Below are 20,235 nucleotides of genomic sequence, written 5' to 3'. Positions count from 1 at the left end.
CATGGCTCCGCACAGTTTCAGACATCCGGTTCCACCCGCCTTTTCGGGCCAGGGAGTTGCCTGCCTTGGGCCATTCCCGAATAAGGCCCTCAGTTAAGCTTAGTCTTGGTCGAGGAACTTTTCCGCGTCCAGCGCTGCCATGCAGCCGAAGCCTGCAGATGTCACGGCCTGGCGGTAGACGTGGTCGGCTACGTCGCCGGCGGCGAAGACGCCGGGGATGCTGCTCTGAGTGGCCATGCCTTCCAGGCCGGAGCGGATTTTGATGTAGCCGTTTTCCATATCCAGCTGGCCTTGGAACAGGTCGGTGTTGGGTTTGTGGCCGATGGCGATGAAGACGCCGGCCAGGTCCATTTCCTGGGTGGATTCGCCCTTGGTGCTTTTGATGCGCATGCCGGTGACGCCGGTGCCGTCGCCGAGGACTTCGTCCAGGGTGTGGTCCCAGATGATGTTGACGTTGCCGTTTTCGGCTTTTTCGAACAGTTTGTCCTGCAGGATTTTTTCAGCACGCAGGCTGTCGCGGCGGTGTACCAGGGTGACTTCGTCGGCGATGTTGGAGAGGTACAGCGCTTCTTCGACGGCGGTGTTGCCGCCGCCGATGACGGCGACTTTCTGTTTTTTGTAGAAGAAACCGTCGCAGGTGGCGCAGGCGGAGACGCCCTGGCCCTTGAATTTTTCTTCCGAGTCCAGGCCCAGGTACATGGCGGAGGCGCCAGTGGCGATGATCAATGCATCGCAGGTGTATTCGCCGCTGTCACCCTTGAGGCGGAAGGGATGGTTACGCAGGTCGGCTTCGTTGATGGTGTCGTAGACCACCTGGGTCTCGAAGCGCTCCGCGTGTTTGAGCATACGTTGCATCAGCTCAGGGCCCTGTACGCCATCGTTGTCGCCCGGCCAGTTGTCCACGTCGGTGGTGGTGGTCAGCTGTCCGCCCACTTCGATACCGGTGATCAGCGTGGGTTTCAGGTTGGCACGGGCGGCATAGACGGCAGCGGTGTAGCCGGCGGGGCCGGAGCCTAGGATGATCAGTCTGGAGTGCTTGGTTTCGCTCATTGTGGTTCTCTCGCTAACGAATCTGGACGTGTTGCGCTGGCCGCGTTTTCACGTAATCGGTACGTTGGTCCGGGGGCTGGCCCGGAGGAAAAGGGCAAAAGGCTAACATGAACAGGATTGGTTTCCAGTTGTTTTGCCCAATTCATTCTATTAAGTGATGCTATCTATTCAATGACAGAGACGGAGGTCAGAAGTTGCCTTACTCTCTCCGCGCTCTTTCCGGACTCGCCCTGTTCCAGGCGGTGTTCGGCGACCGCCGGAAAGACCGCCTGGATGTCGTCCGGTAAGACATGGTGGCGCCCATCCATCAGGGCCCATGCCCGTGCGGCGCGGACCAGGCCGAGACCCGCCCGGGGCGATAGTCCGTACAGCAGGCCGGGCATGCGCCGGCTCTGTTCCAGCAGGCGTTGTACGTAGTCCAGCAGTGCGGGGCTGGTGGACACCCGGTTGACGGCGTCCTGGAGGGTTTGCAGGTTTTCCGAAGAAAGCAGTGATTGCAGTCTGTCGGTCATGACTCGGCGGTCTTCACCTTCCAGCAGTTCCCGTTCGGCGCGCGGGTCGGGGTAGCCCAGCCGTATGCGCATCAGGAACCGGTCAAGCTGGGATTCCGGTAACGGGTAGGTGCCTCCCTGCTCGATGGGATTCTGTGTGGCGATAACGAAGAACGGGTGGGGCAGGGGGCGGGTTTCGCCTTCGATCGAAACCTGCCGTTCCTCCATGGCTTCCAGCAATGCACTCTGGGTTCTGGGAGACGCGCGGTTGATTTCATCAGCCAGCACAACTTGCGCGAAGATCGGTCCGGGATGGAATACCAGGCTCCCCGCTTGCTTGTCGTACATGGAGAAGCCAAGCACGTCAGCCGGTAACAGATCATTGGTAAACTGGATGCGCTGGTAGGTCAGGCCCATGACCTTGGCCAGTGCATGGGACAGGGTGGTTTTGCCCATTCCCGGAATGTCTTCAATCAGCAGGTGGCCCTTGGCCAGCAAGCCGCAGAGTGAAAGCCGTACCTGGTGATCCTTGCCCAGCAGTATGCTGTTTAACTCGCGGATAACCGTGTCGGTCAGTTTTTTCATGAAGTGCTTAGTCCCTTACCCGCTTGAGAATGTCACCGTAGGCGTCGATGCGCCGATCCCTGAAATACGGCCAGATGCGACGAATCGATTCACTGCGAGACCGATTAATGGTGGCGGACAGTAGGGTTTCCGACTTGTCGTCGGCACGGGCCAGGAATTCTCCCTGGGGTCCGCAGATGAAACTGTTGCCCCAGAAACGAATGCCGTCCGAGTTGCCTGAAGGGTCTGGTTCCGTGCCGACTCGGTTTGGCGCGATGACCGGAAGGTTGTTCGCAACCGCATGGCCGCGTTGAACGGTTACCCAGGCATCCAACTGGCGCGCTTGTTCCTCCGGGTCGTCGGTGACGTCCCAGCCAATGGCCGTGGGATAGATCAATACCTCTGCGCCGGCCAGGGCCATCAGGCGGGCGGCTTCTGGATACCACTGGTCCCAACACACCAGCACACCCAGCCGACCCACGGAGGTGTCAATGGGGGTGAAGCCGTTGCGGCCGTCGTTGAAGCTGGCGTCGCCCGGGGTGAAATAGAATTTTTCGTAGAAGCCGGGATCGTCGGGAATATGCATCTTGCGGTAGAGGCCGGCGATGTTTCCATCCCGCTCAAAAACGACGGCCGTGTTGTGGTAGACGCCGTTCATTCTCCGTTCAAAGATAGACCCGACGAGAACGATGCCAAGTTCCGCCGCCAGAGCGGATAGCCGACGACTGGTCGGACCGGGAATCGGCTCGGCGAGTTCGAATACCGAGGTGTCTTCGGTCTGGCAAAAGTAGAGCGTGGCGTGCAATTCCTGCAGGACGACGAGCTTGGCGCCGTCCGCTGCCGCCTGGCGGATCAGACGTTCGCTGGTTGCCAGGCTGGTATCCTTGTCAGCGCTGCATTGCTGCTGAATGGCGGCAATGGCCAGATCGGCGGATTGAGGAATATGAGTCATGCGCCTACAACCCCTGCCGGTATCTGCATGGTGACGCAATGCAGGCTGCCTCCCTGCGTGATCAGTGGTCGGCAGTTCAACGGAATCACTTCCCGCTCAGGGAAAACGTTCGACAGGGTGGCCACAGCGTCTTCATCCTGAGGCACCCCGTAAACCGGTACCAGCACGGCGCCGTTGATGACCAGGAAATTGGCATAGGTTGCGGGAAGGCGCTCGCCGTCTTCGTCATGGATGGCATCCGGCCAGGGCAGCGGGGTCAGGCGGTAGGGCTGGCCGTCAGCCTGGTGAAATTGCTGCAGCTCCTCCTCCATGGCCGCCAGGGCGCTGTAGTGCTCGTCGCTGACGTCCGGGCAGGCCACGTAACAGATATGGTCGGGGGCGCAAAAGCGCGCCAGGGTGTCGATATGGCTGTCAGTGTCGTCACCGGCAAGGTAGCCGTGGTTCAGCCAGAGGATGCGCTCGGCGCCCAGTGTTTCCGACAGCAGGTGTTCAATACCGGCTCGATCCATGGATGGATTGCGGGAAGGCGTCAACAGGCATTCGCTGGTGGTCAGCAAGGTACCTTTACCATCGGATTCGATAGAGCCTCCCTCGAGAACGAAGTCGACCGGTATCAGCGGTGTCGTGCCAAAGCTGCCAAAATTCGACAGGTGGCTGTTCAGGGCATTGTCCTTTTCCCAAGGGAATTTTCCGCCCCAGGCATTGAACCTGAAATCCAGTAATTCGTGGCCCTCGCCACGGCTAATGGCTAGGGGCCCGTGGTCGCGTGCCCAGGTATCGTTGGCCGGGGCGGGAACGGCCGCAACGCGGCCGGGCAAACCGTTCTCCTGAGCGAACTGATTAAGTTCCCTTTCCAGCTCCTGCAAACGGAAAACATGCTCACAGCTGAGTAATACGTGCTGAAAGCGCAAGACGGTCTGCGCGATCTCCATAAACACCGGCTCGACATCGGCAAGGATGTCGCTCCAGTCCGTGCCGGGGTGGGGCCAGGTAAGCATGATGGCACTTTGGGGTGCCCACTCGGCGGGCATCACAGGTCTGGAAGTCAAGTTGTGAACACCTTATCCAAAAGCCGCCATTCTAACGAACGAGCGGGGTTGCGTCAGGATATGCAGAGGATTTTTTAGCGGCTGGGCTTCAGCACCGCATGGATCACCCGATCGGCTTCAAAGTACACGACAAAATCCGCGTAGTGCCATTGTGATATGGGTGGGTTGCCCACAGGCCCGGAGGTGCGGATCGGGTTGCCCCAGCCGTTGCGAACGCCGGACTGACTCATGCCAGTACGTGGAAGGTTTTCCTGTGCGCCGCGCTCAGCCTGCGACATCACTGGAACCCGAACCTCTTCCGCCACCGCGGTGGCAAGCGGGGCTACCGCCAGTCCTGAGAGGGCTGCGGCGGCGCAAACGGCTTTTATGGTGCGGTTTTTCATCAGTGACTTACTCCCTGGGATCGTCGTATCCGATTGAACGGGGTTGCCTGGAAAATCTGGAAAGTGCCGTGGATGGTACTCGCCAGACATTGATAAAACGTAATATCCACCAAAGACTAACAAAAGTCAGCCCGAATTCGATGATTTGTGGACCGTTTACTCTTTCTGTCGCTGGCGGATCTGCCATCGCATCACGTGGCGGGCGATTTGCTGTCGGTCGCTGTCCTGAATGTCGGTAAATTCCGTATGAACCCTGCCACCGCCGCTTTTGTCAGGTACAACGTCGATGACTCTGGCAGTCGCCACTGGCTGAAACAGCTCCGGTGGCAGCGTCATTCTCAGGGCCAGTTGGTCACCGGCGGAAAAACGGTTGGTGGAGCTGTGGAACGACAGCCCGCCTTCACTGAGTGTGACGTCCTGCCAGTCCCCAGGTTGCAACGGATTTTGCTCAAAGGCCATAATGCGCGCCAACGTATCCAGCTTCCCGTTCAGAGACTTGATCAGCGAGGTCAGCAGGCGGTCACGTTCTGCCAGGTTGGCGAGCTGTGCCCTGACATCCTGGTCCAGGCGTCTGAATTCCGAACGCAGGCTCTCCATGTGATTGCCGTTAAAGGGGTTTTCCCGATTAGCTTCACCAGGACCCAGCGTTCGGATTTCCAGGCCAATATGGTCACTGATGCGAAAGTAGTCCCTGCGATCAGAAGGATTATTCGCCGGGTTATTGTCGGGTGTCGTTTCAGACATCTGGGCTCCATAACGCGGTATTATTGTTTCCTGATAGCAGTTTAGCAGCTTCCTGACGGTCCGTATCGCCGCAGGATTTTCGACAGACCAGAAGGCAGCGACAGGCTCCTCCCAATGTTCAGACCCTTATCACTGTATGTCGGCTTGCGGTACACCGCGGCCAAACGACGTAATCACTTCATTTCGTTCATTTCCCTGACCTCCATGATTGGCCTGATGCTGGGCGTGGCTGTCCTCATCATCGTGTTGTCGGTGATGAATGGTTTCGACCGTGAGCTCAAGCAGCGGATTCTGGGCATGGTGCCTCACGCTGTGATCCAGGGTAACCCTGATCTTGATGACTGGCAGGAAGTGGACCGGAAAGTAGAGCAACACCCATCGGTGATCGCTGCAGCGCCCTTTATTCAGGGGCAGGGCATGGTCACGGGTGGCGGTGACGTTCGCGGCGTCATGCTCAATGGTGTACTGCCAGAGCAGGAGCGGAGCGTTTCCATCATTGAAAACCATATGATCGAAGGCGGGCTGGACGATCTGAAGTCCGGAGAGTTTGGCATCATTATTGGCCGGCAGATGGCCGCCAGCCTGCGCCTGCAATTGGGTGATCGGGTCACCGTGGTGTTGCCGGAAGCATCGGTAACTCCAGCCGGGGTATTGCCGCGACTGAAGCGATTCACGGTCAAGGGCGTATTCAGCGTCGGGGCGGAACTGGATGGCAACTACACCCTGATTCATATGGATGATGCATCAAAGCTCATACGCACCGACGGCAAAGCCCAGGGCGTGCGCCTTCTGGTGGACGATCTGTTTCAGGCTCCGAAAGTGGCAGAAGAAGTTGCGCGCCAGCTGAGCGGTCGCCACTTCATATCTGACTGGACCCGAACCCATGGCAATCTGTTCCAGGCCATCCGCATGGAGAAGACCATGATCGGCCTGCTGCTGATGTTCATCGTCGCGGTGGCCGCGTTCAACATTGTGTCGACACTGGTGATGGTGGTTACCGACAAGACAGCTGATATCGCTATCCTGCGCACGATGGGCGCAACACCCGGGCGAGTGATGCGGATCTTCATGGTTCAGGGCGCGGTGATTGGCATTACCGGCACCCTGGTGGGCACAGCGCTGGGCATTCTGGGTGCCTACAACATCAGCGGGTTTATTGCCTGGCTGGAGGCGTTCATGGGACATCAGTTCCTGAGTGCTGACGTCTATTTCATCAGTTATCTGCCGTCCCAGCTGCAATGGCAGGACGTGTGGATCATCAGTGGTGCCGGCCTCGCCATGAGTCTGTTGGCAACGATCTATCCAGCGTGGAGAGCATCCCGCGTCGACCCGGCAGAGGCCCTGCGATATGAGTGATTCAGCAACCATGAACGATGACAGGTCATTGGTGATCAACTGCGAAAAAGTAACCAGAACCTATAACGAAGGGCCGGGAAAGCTGACGATTTTCTCGGACATTTCGCTTCAGGTATCGGCCGGCGAATCGGTAGGCATTGTTGGCAGCAGTGGTGCTGGCAAAACCACGCTGCTAAACCTGCTCGGGGGGCTGGATAAACCTTCTTCGGGTCATATTGATATATGCGGGCAGGATATTCACCGGATGAGCGAATCCGGCCGGGCGCGTTTTCGCAATCGTCACTTGGGGTTTGTTTACCAGTTCCATCATCTGTTGCCGGAATTTTCGGCCCTGGAAAACGTCATGATGCCGGGTGCGTTGGGTGGCCGTGGCGTTCGCCAGGCCTCGGAACAGGCAACCGCCATTCTCGAGCGTGTCGGGTTAGGCGCGCGTCTGGGGCATAAACCCGGAGAACTGTCTGGTGGTGAGCGTCAGCGGGTGGCGATTGCCCGCGCCCTAGTGAACGAGCCCGAGTGCGTCTTGATGGATGAGCCCACTGGCAATCTGGATGAGCAGACCGGGGAAAGCGTCCGCGAGCTTATCGAGTCGCTCAGGGACCAGATTGGCATTGCGTTCGTGTTGGTCACCCACGATATGGCCATGGCCAGGAGCCTGGGGCGGGTGCTTCGGCTGGAGCAGGGTGAACTGTTTCAGGAGCTTTGATGGGCGTCGGCGCCCGGCTTGGACTTGCGGGTGGCCCGGCGGTGGCGTATTCGAAGTAGCTGGCGCTCCCGCCAGTCGCTGCGGACCTTGCGCCGCCACAGGAATTGAATGACCAGATAGGCAAGGCAGGCCGAGCAGGTGGCCACCAGTACCGAGCCCAGGTAGAGAGGGATGCCGATATCCATCAGGCGGCCGCTGAGCCACGACCAGGACAACTGGATCTCGAAGTTCAGTACCGGTCTGTCCAGTATCCAGGCTCCAATCTTGTAATTGAAGTAGAACATCGGTGGCATGGTCACCGGATTGCTGATCCATACCAGCACTACCGAAAGCGGCAGGTTGGCGTTGAACCAGATGGCGAAGAAGGCAGCGGCAACCATCTGGAACGGCATCGGTATAAATGTCAGGAAAATACCGACCAGGAACGCCCTGGCGACGCTGTGGCGATTGATGTGCCACAAGTTGGGTTCATGAAGGATATCCCCGAGGAAGTGCAGCGACTCGATCGAGCGCACCCGTTCCGGCGTTGGTAGATAGCGTTTCATGAACTTCTTTGGCATTGGGAAGTTCTGCCTGCTCGGGATAATGGTTCCGGGGTATGGCGGCTCCCGGAATTGACCAACTATCAGGAGGACAAGGATTGTCCGGAAGTTTTATGGCCAGGGTCGGCCTCGTGGGCTTCGCCTGCGGCGTTATCTTACTGTATAGCTTGGCGGTCTTGCCACCTTTGCACTGGCTGATTTCCGCGACACCTATCCCGTTTGTCGCGATACTTCTCGTCAGGTTCCCGCTGTTCAGGGTGGTCGCAGTCCTGCTTGCTGGTGGGATTGTTGGCCTGGCCTGGGCGGCGCTGCAAGCGGACGGCCGGCAGCAGTCGATGCTACCGACTGAACTGGAAGGCCTGGAGCTGGACGTCTCGGGGTATCTTTGTGATGTCCCATCCGAAGGCAGCTTCGGTAGCGTCCGTTTCGCCTTTTGCGTGACTCAATGGCATCTGCCCGAGGGCGACAGTACCTTTTCCGATGAGGATTTGCCGGATCGGTTGCGACTCGCCTGGTACGGCGATGAGGCCACGACCAGGACCGGCCATCGGCTGATGCTCACGGTTGCGCTCAAACGCCCCCACGGCGCCGTGAATCCGGAGGGCTTCCGCTACGAATCCTGGCTGTATCGGAAGGGGTTTGGTGCCACCGGCACAGTCCGCGAGCTTTCCCGCGCAGACCACCTTGAGTGCCCGTTTCGTTGCCGGTATCACCGCTGGCGGGGAGAGCTGGTGGACGCTGTCTCGGGCAGGCTGTCTGATGCGCGCCATTTCCCATTGATAACGTCCCTGACGATGGGCTACCGCGGCCATATGCAGCCCGAACACTGGGACGTTCTGAAGGCCACCGGAACCATTCACCTGGTTGCCATTTCGGGTCTGCATCTGGGGTTGATTGCCGCCGGGGCGGGCTTCCTGTGCTGCCGCCTGCTGCTTTGTCTTCCTGAACGTCGAGTATCGCCTGCGGCACTAAGAATGCTGGTTTTCCTTGTGGTCGCCAGTGCGAGCATCGGGTATGCGCTTGTGGCCGGGTTCTCCGTGCCCACCAGGCGGGCGCTTATTATGGTCATCATCGCCGGGTGGGTTCTCGTTGGCGCCCGGCAAACCGGGGTTTTTACGGGGCTGCTGACCGCGCTGGCCCTGGTGTTGTTAAGTGATTCGTTTTCGCCCCTGGACCAGGGGTTCTGGCTGTCTTTTGGCGCCGTGATGGTTCTGGTGTTGCTGTTTGCCCTCCGTGTTGGCAGGACTGGTTGGCTCACGGGGCTATTGCTGGCCCAGGTGGCCGTCTTTGCCGGGCTCTGGCCGATATTATCCAGCCTGGGGCAGCCTCAGCCGGTGCTCGGTCTGGTAGCCAACCTGTTTGCCATTCCCTGGGTATCGCTGGTGGTCATGCCGTTATTGGTCGTGGGAGCGTTTGTACTGGTATTGCTCCCCTCTGCGGATGCCCTGGTGATTGGCGTGTTGGATGCCGTTTTTGGGGTTCTGTGGCAGGGGCTTTCCTGGCTCGCGAACGTTGATCTTGTGCTGACGGTGCCCGCCCCATTGCAGGTTGCGGGATTTTCCTTGGTGGTTCTGATGGCCCTGCTGGTGCCATTCAGCGGGTTTCGGAAGGCGAGTGCCTGCGTTGTCTCGTTGTGGATTGCCATGATCGTGTTTCGGGGCGAAGGGATGGAGCAGGCGAACGAGACAGTGGCCCACCCTGAAATCTGGGTATGGGATGTCGGCCAGGGGCTATCCGTCATGCTTCGCGAGCGGGACCGGGTGCTGCTCTACGACACCGGCCCGGCACTGGAGGGTGTCTACTCGTCGGTGGAGTCGGTGCTGATTCCCAATCTGAATGCTCTGGGCGTACGCCGCATTGATACCCTGGTAATCAGCCACGGCGATGGTGATCACGCCGGAGGGCTGCCGTTGCTGTTCGACCGATTCAAAGTCGGGCGGATTGTTACCGGCGAACCCGGGAGAGTTGCCGACAAGTTGCCCGTAGGCGTAAAGGTTGAGCCCTGTTCTGGCCAGGTGGATGTCAAGATGGGCGATCTGGAACTGGAACTCTGGCAAAGCCGGGGCAGGGTTGAGGGTAATGACGCGTCCTGTGTGCTGACAGTATCGTCGGCTGTCCCGCCCGTTGAGGTGGTGTTGCCTGGCGACATAACCCGCCGGGTGGAAGAGGAGTTTATGGCCCGGGCCGACCATTATCGGAATGATACCGACCGCTATCGGGTTGTGCTGGCACCCCACCATGGCAGCAAAACGTCCTCATCGGAACCTTGGGTCGCCTGGATGGCTCCGAATCTCGCCGTAGTCAGTGCTGGCTACCGGCACCGTTTCGGTCATCCCCATGCAGACGTGGTTGAACGGTATCAGTCCGTTGGCAGCGATATCGCCAATACCGCTACCTCCGGCGCGATCAGGCTGGTTCTGGAGCCGGGTGGAGTGATAACCACAAAGGCAAGGGCCGCGACCCCGTTCTGGATTCGTAAACCCGAAACTCCCTGAACAGAGTGTAAAAACCGTGACATTCCGGGTGTGGCCTACACCGGCAGCTATGCTAAAGTAGCGCGGCTTGTAAACAATCAGGGAGACCAAGCGTGTTCGAGCTTTTGAAAGCCGGTGGCATCCTCATGGTGCCGATTCTTGCCTGTTCTATTCTTGCCCTTGCCATCATTCTAGAGCGCTTCTGGACGCTCAGACCGTCCAGGGTAACGCCTCAGCACACCATCAACGAACTGTGGCGGTGGATCAAGAAAAAGGAGCTTAACGGGCGCAAGCTCAAGGCACTGCAGGGGTCGTCTCCCCTGGGGCGGATCCTGGCCGGCGGGTTGATGAATGCCAAACATGGTCGCGAGATCATGAAGGAAAGCATTGAGCACGAGGCGAGTCAGGTCATTCATGAACTGGAACGTTTCCTGAACCCCCTCGGGACCGTTGCGACCATTACGCCTCTCCTGGGCCTGCTCGGGACCGTGATCGGCATGATCAAGGTGTTTGCAGAGATCCAGCTCGCCGGTGTAGGCGATGCCGGTAATCTGGCCGGGGGTATTTCGGAAGCACTGATTACGACGGCTTCGGGCCTGAGCGTGGCCATACCAGCACTGATCTGCCACCGTTACTTTATTCGACGTGTCGATGAGTTGGTTGTCGGCATGGAGCAGGAAGCCATCAAGCTTGTGGAAGTGGTGCATGGCGACCGCGAAATTGACGTGGAAGGAGCCTGAACACTGTGAAGTTCAAGCGTCAGAGAAGTCAGGAAGTCGGGGTAGACCTGACGCCACTGATCGATGTGGTCTTCCTGCTGCTGATATTCTTTATGGTGTCCACCACGTTTACCCGTGAGAGCCACCTCAATATCGAATTGCCGGAAGCCAACGGTGAGCGGTCGGAATCCGAGGCGGAGTTGATTGATGTGGTCATCAACGCCGAGGGCCAGTACATCCTCAACGACCGAACCCTGGTGAATAATCGTCGGGAAACCCTGGAAAGGGCGGTTAATGAACTGGCACAGGACAACACGTCTCTGCCGTTCATCATCACCGCGGATGCCCGTACCCCTCACGAGTTCGTCGTGCGTGCCATGGATGTGGCGGGTCGTCTTGGTTTTGCCAAACTCAGCATCACCACCGAACGAGAGGCGGAAGGCAGTGAGTGACGCCACGTCGACAGCCGAAGAGTCACACCAGCCGGCATCCAACTGGGGAACCTACAAACGCCTGTTGGCTTACGTAAAGCCTTTCTGGCTGGCGTTCTCGCTCGCCGTGGTTGGCAATATCATCTACGCAGCGGCCTCCACCGGTATGGCTGCGGCGATGGAATACGTCATCACGGCACTGGAAAACCCCACCGACAAGAACCGGATTCTGCTGACGTTGCTGATTGTCGGTGTGTTTGCCTTTCGCGGTGTCGGCACCTTCATGAGCCAGTATTTCATCAGTTACGTTGGGCGGCAGGTTATTAACGCTCTGCGCCAGCAAGTCTTCGACCGTTTGCTGAGCCTGCCGTCCCGCTATTTCGATGAGAACGCTTCCGGCCGTCTGGTTTCGAAGATCACATACAATGTTGAACAGGTGGCAGATGCCACGACCAACGCCGTGACCATCACCCTCAGGGAAGGGCTTACCATCCTGGGTCTGCTGGGCTTTATGATTTACACCAACTGGAAGTTGACCCTCGTATTCCTGGCCGTGGGGCCGTTGATTGCCCTGGTGGTCAGCTACGCGAGTAAGCGCTTCCGCAAAATCAGCAAACGTATCCAGGGGTCGATGGGCGATATTACCCATGCGGCTTCCGAGTCCATCAGTGGCTATCGGGTGGTTCGTACCTTTGGCGGCGAGCACTATGAGCGCGACCGCTTCCGCAAGGTCAGTGAGAAAAACCTGGAGCAGAGCCTGAAGATGGCTTCCACCCAGGCCATCAGCATCCCGGTTATCCAGGTGCTGGTGGCGATTGCCATCGCGGCACTGGTGTGGACCATGCTGGCGCCGGAGATCCGTGGCGAAATGAGTACCGGCCAGCTTGTGGCCTTCATTACCGCCGCAACAACCATGGCCAAGCCCATTCGCCAGGTAACGTCCGTACATGCCAAGATCCAGCGTGGCGTTGCCGCTGCCCACGACGTCTTCGGAACCATGGACGAGGAACCGGAACACGATCCGGGCACCTACGCGCCGGAACGGGTTAACGGCAACATTGAATTTGAAAGCGTGTCCTTCCGCTATCGTGACCAGTTGGACGACGTTCTCAAGGATATTTCCCTGAACATACCCGCCGGTCAGAGTGTTGCCCTGGTCGGGCGTTCGGGCAGTGGCAAGTCGACACTGGTCAGTCTTTTGCCTCGTTTCTACGAGTACACCGGTGGGGATGTCCGTCTGGACGGCCACTCCCTGAAAGAATTCAGCCTGGAAGCCCTGCGCTCACAGATTGCGCTGGTGACCCAGAACGTGGTTCTTTTCAACGACACCATTGCGGCCAACATTGCCTATGGCGCCCTCCGCCACTGCAGTCGCGAGCAAATCACTGATGCAGCGGCCAAGGCCCATGCGCTGGAGTTCATCGAGCGTATGCCGGAAGGTCTGGATACCATGATTGGTGACAACGGCGTGATGCTTTCCGGCGGCCAGCGCCAGCGACTGGCCATTGCAAGGGCCCTGCTGAAGAACGCACCGGTGCTGATCCTGGACGAGGCAACATCGGCCCTCGATACGGAATCGGAACGGCACATACAGGATGCACTGGAAACCGTCATGCAGGGTCGTACAACGTTGGTCATTGCCCACCGGCTATCAACCATTGAAAAGGCGGATCGCATCCTGGTGATGGATGGCGGCAGAATTGTCGAGTCCGGTCGCCATGATGAATTGCTGGCCGCGGGCGGCGCCTACGCCCAGCTCCACCAGATGCAGTTCAGCGAGCAGGCATGACCACGCTGGTGGAACGGGTATGGTACAGCGGTAGGCGCCCCCTGTGGCCGTTGTATCCGCTGGTCTGGCTCTACCGCACCATTTCTGAAAACCGTCGCCGCCGGGCCTGGCAGGCGATGAACGAACGCATTCCGGTTCCCGTGGTGGTGGTGGGCAATATCACCGCCGGGGGCACAGGAAAATCCCCGCTGACTGCCGCTCTCACCAGTCTGCTGAAGGACCAGGGTTGGCAGCCAGTGATCCTGAGTCGTGGCTACGGTGGCAAGTCTGATCGCTATCCGCTGTTGGTCAACGCTGACACCGACGCCAGGATCGCCGGTGACGAGCCGGTAATGCTGGCCGCGCAATCGGGATGCCCGGTTGTGGTGGACCCGGATCGCAGACGGGGTGCCCTATGGGTACTGGAGCAAGGGCTGGGTACCATTCTGGTGTGCGACGACGGGCTCCAGCATTATCGGCTTCCCCGGGATATTGAACTGGCCGTTTTCGATGCGGCCCGTGGTGTCGGCAACGGCGCCCTGATTCCAGTGGGGCCGTTGCGTGAACCTCTGGCGCGGCTGGAATCCGTCGACTTCGTGATCACCAATGGCGGCCATCTCGACGAGCTCGAGCATGAGCGCCAGTTCACCATGACCCTGGCCCCTACTGAGCTGCGCAACCTTGTGACCGGGGAAGTGCTGTCTCCGGAATGCCTGGAAGGCCGGCGCGTGAGGGCAGTGGCAGGGATCGGTAATCCCAGCCGATTTTTCGATACACTGATGGCGCTGGGGGCCCAGGTCAGGCCTCTTGCCTTGCCGGACCATCATCGTTTTACGCCCGCCGACCTGCACTCCGAAGACGGTGAATGGCTGGTGATGACCGCCAAGGATGCGGTCAAGTGCCGCGGGGTCGCCCCTGACAACACCTGGGTCCTGTCTGTCACGGCCAGCCTCCCCGAGGTGTTTTCCGAGGCGTTCGTGGCCCGCGTCAATGACTGCAACCAATCGCTGGATACAATGACATTGTGAGAACCGCACCATGGATAAAAAACTGATGGCCCTGCTGGCCTGTCCGGTATGCAAAGGTGACCTGAAGCTGAACGACGCCAAAACCGAGCTTGTCTGCTATCAGGATGCGATGGCCTTTCCGATTCGCGAGGGGATACCGGTGATGCTCGCCACCGAAGCCCGGACTCTGACGACCGACGAGCGACTCCACAAACGCTGACAGGAAGCCCGTATGTCCTACACCGTCGTTATCCCGGCACGTTATGCCTCTACTCGGCTGCCTGGCAAGCCATTGGCAGACATTGCCGGCAAGCCGATGATTGAGCACGTCTATGAGCGGGCGTGTGAAAGTCAGGCTGGTCGTGTGGTGATCGCCACGGATGACGAACGCATCAAGGCTGCCTGTGCCGCCTTCGGCGCGGAAGTAGTGATGACCTCCGCCAACCACGCCAGTGGTACGGACCGTCTTGAAGAGGTAGCTCGAAAACTGGGGTTTGGTTCGGACAACCGGGTTGTCAACGTTCAGGGTGATGAACCCTTGATCCCACCGGAACTGATTGACCAGGTGGCCGCAAACCTCGAAGCTCACCCTGACGCAGCCATCGCCACCCTCTGCGAGCGGATTCCTGACGCCACCAGTGTGTTCAATCCCAATGTTGTCAAAGTGGTTTTCGATAACCGGGGCATGGCCCACTACTTCAGCCGGGCGCCGATTCCCTGGGCCCGGGATGCGTGGCAGGACGGTGGCGACACCGCCGCGGCGCGGCCGCTACCGGAAGACAGCAATTACTATCGTCACATTGGCATCTACGGCTACCGCGTCAGCCTCCTGCGGAATTTCGTGACCTGGGCGCCAGCCCCGACCGAAGTCACTGAATCCCTGGAACAGCTGCGGGCACTCTACAATGGCGCCCGCATTCACGTCGAAGAAGCGTGCCGGATGCCACCTGCGGGCGTGGATACCGCCGAGGATCTAGAGCGTCTGCGGCAAATCATGATTACCAGACAAAAGGGGGCAGGACACCCATGAAGCCGGAAGTAAACGTACTGTTTGTCTGTCTTGGCAACATCTGCCGTTCGCCCAGCGCAGAAGGTGTCTTTCGCCAGGTGGTTCAGCAGTCCGGGGTCGAAAGTCGCATTGCCATCGATTCCTGCGGCACCGGCGACTGGCATGTGGGCAAGGCCCCGGACGGACGCGCCATGGCCGCTGCCGGCAAGCGCGGAATCGATATCAGTGATCTCCGGGCCCGCCAGTTCCAGGCGCCGGATCTGGACCGGTTCGATTACGTACTGGTGATGGACCGTCAGAATCTCGCGGACGTCAGGGATATCTGGCAGCAACATGGCGGGACCGAGCCGGCATTGTTTCTGGGGTTTGGTCGTTCTGATGAAGAGGAAGTGCCGGACCCATACTACGGTGGCGACCAGGGCTTCGAGCACGTACTTGACCTGATTACCGAGGCCAGTGAAGGTCTTCTTGAGCATATCCGGGAGCGGCTGGTGTGACCCGTTCCGGGGAGATCAGGGAGAACGTGTCCCTGGGGACGATGAACAGTCTTGGTATCGAGGCGAGGGCGCGGTATTTTGTGTCGGTCACCACTGTCGAGGCGCTCCGGAGAGCACTGGCGTGGGCATCGGAAGCATCGGTTGAGCCGCTCCTGCTCGGAGGTGGCAGCAACCTGGTATTTGCAGGGGATTATCCGGGGCTGGTGATTCGCATCGCCATCGCACGCCGGTGCTGGGAGCAGGTTAGTGGCGACGAGGCGACACTGGTACTGGGCGCTGGTGAAAACTGGCACGAAAGTGTGTTGTACGCGGCTTCCTCCGGCTACAGAGGGATTGAAAACCTTGCGTTGATTCCTGGCACTGTCGGGGCGGCACCGGTTCAGAACATCGGAGCTTATGGCGCGGAGTTGCAGGACACCCTGGTGGATATCCGGGCCCTGGATCGGCAGACCGGCAACGAAGTGGTGCTGACCAACAGTCTGTGCCATTTCAGCTATCGTGACAGCGTGTTCAAACACGAACCCGGGCGCTACGTCATCACAGAGGTTCGTCTGAGATTGTCCCGCAGCCGACCATTCTCACTGGATTATCGTGACCTCCGCGACTATTTCGACGGGCAGGGCCTGCGCGATCTCACTCCGCTTGATGTCGCCAGTGCCGTGATGGCTGTTCGTCGACGCAAATTGCCTGATCCGGAACAGCTTCCCAATGCCGGCAGCTTTTTCAAGAACCCAGTTGTGCCAATGGCAACCTGGGAGTCATTGAAGGAGCAACACCCAGAGATCGCCGGCTACCCCGGTGATGACAATGCCAAGGTGGCGGCCGCATGGCTGATCGACCAGTGTGGCTGGAAGGGGTATCGCAATAGCCGCGTTGGCGTCCATAACCGTCAGGCACTGGTGTTGGTGAACCATTCGAATGGCAGCGGTCAGGACGTGTTGGCATTGGCCAACCGTATCCGGGAGGATGTTGAAGCCCGCTTTGGTATTGCGCTGGAAATGGAACCGGGCGTAATCGGTTCATGCCCATAGGGCAGGCCTGAACCGATTACGCTCGTTGCACGGTGCCTTAAAGGCCGTTGCGGGGGGAGGCGCTAATCAGGAAGGGGAGTGCCTCAGCGAGTGGAATATCCTGCTTGTCTTCGTCACGGCGGCCCTTGTATTCCAGGGTTTCTGCCGTCAGGCCCCGCTCGGATACCACGAACCGGTGAGGAATGCCGATCAGTTCCATATCCGCGAACTTCACGCCCGGACGTTCGTTCCGGTCATCCAGAAGGACATCAAAACCAGCCTGGCGAAGCTGCTCATAGAGCTTTTCCCCGGCAGCCATGACCGAAGGGGATTTGTGGCCGTTCAGTGTCACGATAGCCACCTCAAACGGAGCAATGGCGTCGGGCCAGATGATGCCCTTGTCGTCATGGTTCTGCTCAATGGACGAGGCGACAATCCGGGAGACACCGATACCGTAGCAGCCCATTTCCAGGATGGCGCTCTTGCCGTTTTCATCCAGTACGGTGGCGTTCATGGCCTTGCTGTATTTATTGCCCAGCTTGAAAATGTGGCCAACTTCAATACCGCGCCGGATTTCCAGGGTGCCCTTGCCGTCTGGGCTGGGATCGCCCTCGACCACATCGCGCAGGTCTTCCACGCGGCTCAGGGCTACATCGCGTTCCCAGTTTACGCCGGTCAGGTGGTGGCCTTCCTTGTTGGCGCCGCAGACAAAGTCCACCATGTGTGCCGCACTGCGATCGACAATGACCGGCACTGGCAGGTTCACGGGGCCGATGGAGCCGGCCTTGCAACCGACAACCTGTTCGATTTCCTCATCGGTGGCCATGGTCAGCGGTTCAGCGACATCGGGCAGGTTTTCCGCCTTGATTTCATTAAGGGTGTGATCCCCCCGAAGAATCAGGGCAATCAGGCCACTGTGGCCGTTGTCGTCTTCTTCGGCCTTGACCAGCAAGGTCTTGGCGCAGCGACTGGCGTCTACGTTCAGGAATGTGGCAACGGCCTCTATGGTCCGTTGCTCTGGTGTGGCCACCTCCGCCATTTCTTCGGAAGGCGATGAGCGGTCTCCGGCAGGCGCAACGGCTTCGGCTTTCTCAATGTTGGCGGCATAGTCGCTGTCGGTGCTGAACACAATGGCGTCTTCACCGGATGAGGCCAGTACATGGAACTCGTGGGACGCGCTTCCGCCGATAGCGCCTGAATCCGCCTCGACGGGGCGGTAATCCAGGCCCAGTCGATCAAAGATGGCGCAGTAGGTGCGATGCATGACCTGATACGTGTCGTTCAATGATTCCGCATTCACATGGAACGAGTAAGCGTCCTTCATGATGAATTCCCGCGCACGCATCACGCCGAACCGGGGACGTCGTTCATCGCGGAACTTGGTCTGGATCTGGTAGAAGTTCGCGGGCAATTCCTTGTAGCTTTTCAGCTCGTTGCGGATCAGATCGGTGATGACCTCCTCGTGGGTGGGCCCGAAGCAGAAGTCGCGACCATGGCGGTCGTTCATCCGCAGTAGTTCACCGCCATACTGTTCCCAGCGCCCGGATTCCTGCCACAGCTCCGCCGGCTGTACCGCGGGCATCAGCACTTCCTGTGCGCCACTCTTGTCCATTTCCTCGCGCACGATGCGTTCAACCTTGCGAAGCACCCTCAATCCCATTGGCAGCCAGGAGTAGAGGCCGGAGGCCAGTTTTCGGATCATTCCTGCCCGGAGCATCATTTGATGGCTGATGATCTCGGCATCGGCAGGCGTTTCTTTTTGGGTGGCAATCAGGTAGCGGCTTGCTCGCATTGTGTTATCCGTAAGCAGTTGAGAAGGGGTTCTTTATTTATCCTGTCGTGCTCGCTATTGTACGGAGCGATTACCACGAGGTACAGATGGACATTGGGAGAGCTGCGAATGACACTGACCGCAACTGAAGTCGAGGCCGTTATCAGGGCCGGTGTGCCCATGGCCGAGGATATCGGATTTACCGTCGACGAAGCGCGGGAAGATGGGTTCGCCCGCACCCGCCTGGTGTTTTCCGAACGCCTGATTCGCCCCGGCGGCACACTGTCTGGCCCGGTGCAGATGGCCCTGGCGGATGCGTCCATGTACGCGGCAGTGATGGCCGCCATTGGTCAGGTTGAGATGGCGGTGACCAGCAACCTGTCGATCAATTTCCTGCATAAGCCGGCACCGGACGACCTGATAGGGGAGGCGAGGGTTCTGCGGATGGGGCGCCGACTTGCTTTTTGCGAGGTGCGGTTGCTATCCGGGCAGGGAAACGAGGAGAAACTGGTCGCCCATGTAACGGGCAGCTATGCTTTACCGTATAACCGCGACTGAAGCAGGAGATATGACCGAAGAAACCGTAGATATCACGCCTCGCCGTCAGCCTGTTCAGGCCAGAAGCCGCGAGCGCGTGAATAGCATTCTCAGCCATGCGGCAGCGATTTTCCACGAGGTGGGTGTCGATGCCACCAGTATGTCTGCCATTGCCCGTCAGTCCGGCATGTCACTCGCCTCCCTCTATCGTTACTTTCCCAACAAGGCGGCCATCGTAAAGGCGATTGCTGAAGGGCATGTTGAGCGCATGGAGACGGCGTTGCGGGAGCGGCTCCAGACTCTGGAGCTGGTGGATGCCGTAGACGTTCTGATTGACCTGTTCTATGAGTTTTATCGGACCGAACCTGCCTATTCCGTGATCTGGAGCGGGGTGGAATCGATGCCCGAATTGCGGGACCTGGATATCCGTGAGCTCTACAGCCATGCCCGCGACCTGGATAACCGCTTGCGGGACGTCTGCCCCCGCATTCCGGAAGACCGTCGGTGGACGGCGAGCCTGATGTTGCCCCGCTCGGCCGGAACCGTTCTCAGGCTTGCGGCGACCCTGCCGGACGATCAGGCCCGTTCGATGGTGAGTGAGCTCAAATGCATGGCCCGGGCCTATCTGGCTGAGCTCATTCGCTAGCGAGTCAGGACAGATACCCCAGAGGCAGGGCCGTGCTGTCAATAACCCGCCTCAGCACAAAGCTGGAATGCACACCACTGACGCCCTGGATGCGGGTGATGCGATTTAGCAGAAAGTGGTGATAATGATCCATGTCGGGCACTACCACCTTGAGCATGTAATCGGCGTCCTGGCCGGTAATCAGGTAGCATTCCTGAACTTCGGGGTATTCACCCACCTGCCGCTCGAACGTGGCAAAGCGTTCGGGGGTGTGCCGGTCCATGCCGATGAGTATGATCGCCGTAAGGGACAGTCCCAGCTTTTTGTGATCAAGGATTGTTACCTGCCGAACTATGATCCCGGCGTCCTCCAGTGCGCGGACCCGTCGCAGGCAAGGGGAGGGTGAAAGACCGACTTTGTCTGCCAGCTCCTGGTTTGTCAGCGAGCCATTCTGTTGCAACTGTTCGAGGATATGACGGTCAATCCTGTCGATTTTAACAAGCGACTTGTCGGAAGTTGACATAAAATTGCACCTTCAGTGAGTATCCTGGAA

The 20,235-nt window shown here is 59.0% G+C and carries 22 protein-coding genes; 13 read left to right on the top strand and 9 right to left on the bottom strand.

What is annotated here, in order from left to right; genetic code table 11:
- Positions 1–99 precede the first annotated feature (99 nt).
- From trxB to AAGD24_RS12235, 6 genes are all read right to left on the bottom strand, one after another.
- A complete protein-coding gene (gene trxB / locus AAGD24_RS12260; protein WP_379865276.1) occupies positions 100–1,050 on the bottom strand; it encodes a thioredoxin-disulfide reductase in 951 nt (316 codons plus the stop codon).
- Positions 1,051–1,214: 164 nt separating this feature from the next.
- Complete coding sequence (locus tag AAGD24_RS12255) at positions 1,215–2,126, bottom strand: MoxR family ATPase (protein ID WP_036205316.1); 912 nt, start codon at positions 2,124–2,126, stop codon at positions 1,215–1,217.
- 7 nt (positions 2,127–2,133) lie between these two features.
- On the bottom strand, positions 2,134–3,057 hold the full coding sequence (locus tag AAGD24_RS12250) for a carbon-nitrogen hydrolase (RefSeq protein ID WP_379865274.1): 924 nt from the start codon (positions 3,055–3,057) through the stop codon (positions 2,134–2,136).
- Positions 3,054–4,055 (bottom strand): agmatine/peptidylarginine deiminase, encoded by a 1,002-nt coding sequence (locus tag AAGD24_RS12245; protein ID WP_379867343.1) that lies wholly within the window; start codon positions 4,053–4,055, stop codon positions 3,054–3,056. The genes AAGD24_RS12250 and AAGD24_RS12245 overlap by 4 nt, the downstream gene beginning before the upstream one ends.
- A 125-nt stretch (positions 4,056–4,180) precedes the next feature.
- Positions 4,181–4,489, bottom strand: coding sequence for a hypothetical protein (locus AAGD24_RS12240; protein ID WP_041334275.1), 309 nt, complete (start codon positions 4,487–4,489; stop codon positions 4,181–4,183).
- Positions 4,490–4,645: 156 nt separating this feature from the next.
- Positions 4,646–5,233, bottom strand: a complete 588-nt coding sequence (locus AAGD24_RS12235; protein ID WP_036205319.1) for a PilZ domain-containing protein — start codon at positions 5,231–5,233, stop codon at positions 4,646–4,648.
- Between the two features lie 114 nt (positions 5,234–5,347).
- Here AAGD24_RS12235 and AAGD24_RS12230 point away from each other — a divergent pair, with 114 nt between their 5' ends.
- Both AAGD24_RS12230 and AAGD24_RS12225 read left to right on the top strand, forming a co-directional pair.
- Entirely contained in the window at positions 5,348–6,589 is a 1,242-nt protein-coding gene (locus AAGD24_RS12230; RefSeq protein ID WP_036205320.1) for a lipoprotein-releasing ABC transporter permease subunit, read from the top strand.
- Positions 6,582–7,292, top strand: coding sequence for an ABC transporter ATP-binding protein (locus tag AAGD24_RS12225; protein WP_036205321.1), 711 nt, complete (start codon positions 6,582–6,584; stop codon positions 7,290–7,292). Before AAGD24_RS12230 ends, AAGD24_RS12225 begins: the two co-directional genes overlap by 8 nt.
- Here AAGD24_RS12225 and AAGD24_RS12220 read toward each other — a convergent pair.
- Positions 7,280–7,852 (bottom strand): DUF2062 domain-containing protein, encoded by a 573-nt coding sequence (locus AAGD24_RS12220; protein WP_036205322.1) that lies wholly within the window; start codon positions 7,850–7,852, stop codon positions 7,280–7,282. The two genes, AAGD24_RS12225 and AAGD24_RS12220, sit on opposite strands and share 13 nt — an antisense overlap.
- A 95-nt stretch (positions 7,853–7,947) precedes the next feature.
- On the opposite strand from AAGD24_RS12220, the gene AAGD24_RS12215 reads away from it, so the two are divergent.
- The 9 genes from AAGD24_RS12215 to murB all read left to right on the top strand — a co-directional run bounded on the left by AAGD24_RS12215 (position 7,948) and on the right by murB (position 16,770).
- Positions 7,948–10,329: a DNA internalization-related competence protein ComEC/Rec2 gene (locus AAGD24_RS12215; RefSeq protein WP_379865270.1), complete on the top strand. Its 2,382-nt coding sequence runs from the start codon at positions 7,948–7,950 to the stop codon at positions 10,327–10,329.
- A gap of 92 nt (positions 10,330–10,421) precedes the next feature.
- Complete coding sequence (locus tag AAGD24_RS12210) at positions 10,422–11,048, top strand: MotA/TolQ/ExbB proton channel family protein (RefSeq protein ID WP_007155358.1); 627 nt, start codon at positions 10,422–10,424, stop codon at positions 11,046–11,048.
- 5 nt (positions 11,049–11,053) lie between these two features.
- Positions 11,054–11,479 carry an ExbD/TolR family protein gene (locus AAGD24_RS12205; RefSeq protein WP_379865268.1) on the top strand — a complete coding sequence of 142 codons (426 nt, stop codon included), beginning with the start codon at positions 11,054–11,056 and terminating at the stop codon, positions 11,477–11,479.
- A complete protein-coding gene (gene msbA / locus AAGD24_RS12200; protein ID WP_036205325.1) occupies positions 11,472–13,247 on the top strand; it encodes a lipid A export permease/ATP-binding protein MsbA in 1,776 nt (591 codons plus the stop codon). Before AAGD24_RS12205 ends, msbA begins: the two co-directional genes overlap by 8 nt.
- Positions 13,244–14,254 (top strand): tetraacyldisaccharide 4'-kinase, encoded by a 1,011-nt coding sequence (gene lpxK / locus AAGD24_RS12195; protein WP_379865266.1) that lies wholly within the window; start codon positions 13,244–13,246, stop codon positions 14,252–14,254. The genes msbA and lpxK overlap by 4 nt, the downstream gene beginning before the upstream one ends.
- A gap of 10 nt (positions 14,255–14,264) precedes the next feature.
- The gene (locus AAGD24_RS12190) at positions 14,265–14,453 is read left to right on the top strand and encodes a Trm112 family protein (RefSeq protein WP_007155362.1); all 189 of its coding nucleotides are present in this window, start codon (positions 14,265–14,267) and stop codon (positions 14,451–14,453) included.
- A 12-nt stretch (positions 14,454–14,465) separates the two neighbouring features.
- Positions 14,466–15,263 (top strand): 3-deoxy-manno-octulosonate cytidylyltransferase, encoded by a 798-nt coding sequence (kdsB, locus tag AAGD24_RS12185; protein ID WP_041334280.1) that lies wholly within the window; start codon positions 14,466–14,468, stop codon positions 15,261–15,263.
- Complete coding sequence (locus AAGD24_RS12180) at positions 15,260–15,739, top strand: low molecular weight protein-tyrosine-phosphatase (RefSeq protein WP_273064973.1); 480 nt, start codon at positions 15,260–15,262, stop codon at positions 15,737–15,739. The genes kdsB and AAGD24_RS12180 overlap by 4 nt, the downstream gene beginning before the upstream one ends.
- Positions 15,736–16,770, top strand: coding sequence for a UDP-N-acetylmuramate dehydrogenase (gene murB / locus AAGD24_RS12175; RefSeq protein WP_379865263.1), 1,035 nt, complete (start codon positions 15,736–15,738; stop codon positions 16,768–16,770). Before AAGD24_RS12180 ends, murB begins: the two co-directional genes overlap by 4 nt.
- A 37-nt stretch (positions 16,771–16,807) precedes the next feature.
- On the opposite strand, the gene AAGD24_RS12170 is transcribed toward murB, so the two are convergent.
- Positions 16,808–18,541, bottom strand: a complete 1,734-nt coding sequence (locus AAGD24_RS12170; RefSeq protein WP_273064977.1) for a proline--tRNA ligase — start codon at positions 18,539–18,541, stop codon at positions 16,808–16,810.
- A 108-nt stretch (positions 18,542–18,649) separates the two neighbouring features.
- Between AAGD24_RS12170 and AAGD24_RS12165 the strand changes: the two genes are divergently transcribed.
- Both AAGD24_RS12165 and AAGD24_RS12160 read left to right on the top strand, forming a co-directional pair.
- Positions 18,650–19,078 (top strand): PaaI family thioesterase, encoded by a 429-nt coding sequence (locus tag AAGD24_RS12165; RefSeq protein ID WP_036205331.1) that lies wholly within the window; start codon positions 18,650–18,652, stop codon positions 19,076–19,078.
- A 10-nt stretch (positions 19,079–19,088) separates the two neighbouring features.
- A complete protein-coding gene (locus tag AAGD24_RS12160; RefSeq protein WP_036205332.1) occupies positions 19,089–19,703 on the top strand; it encodes a TetR/AcrR family transcriptional regulator in 615 nt (204 codons plus the stop codon).
- 4 nt (positions 19,704–19,707) lie between these two features.
- On the opposite strand, the gene AAGD24_RS12155 is transcribed toward AAGD24_RS12160, so the two are convergent.
- Positions 19,708–20,205: an Lrp/AsnC family transcriptional regulator gene (locus AAGD24_RS12155; protein ID WP_036205333.1), complete on the bottom strand. Its 498-nt coding sequence runs from the start codon at positions 20,203–20,205 to the stop codon at positions 19,708–19,710.
- Between the last annotated feature and the right edge of the window lie 30 nt (positions 20,206–20,235).

This window comes from Marinobacter sp. M5B (genome assembly GCF_042604615.1).
In the GTDB taxonomy this organism is placed as follows: Bacteria; Pseudomonadota; Gammaproteobacteria; order Pseudomonadales; family Oleiphilaceae; genus Marinobacter; species Marinobacter salarius.
This window is presented reverse-complemented; position numbering and strand designations above follow the sequence as displayed.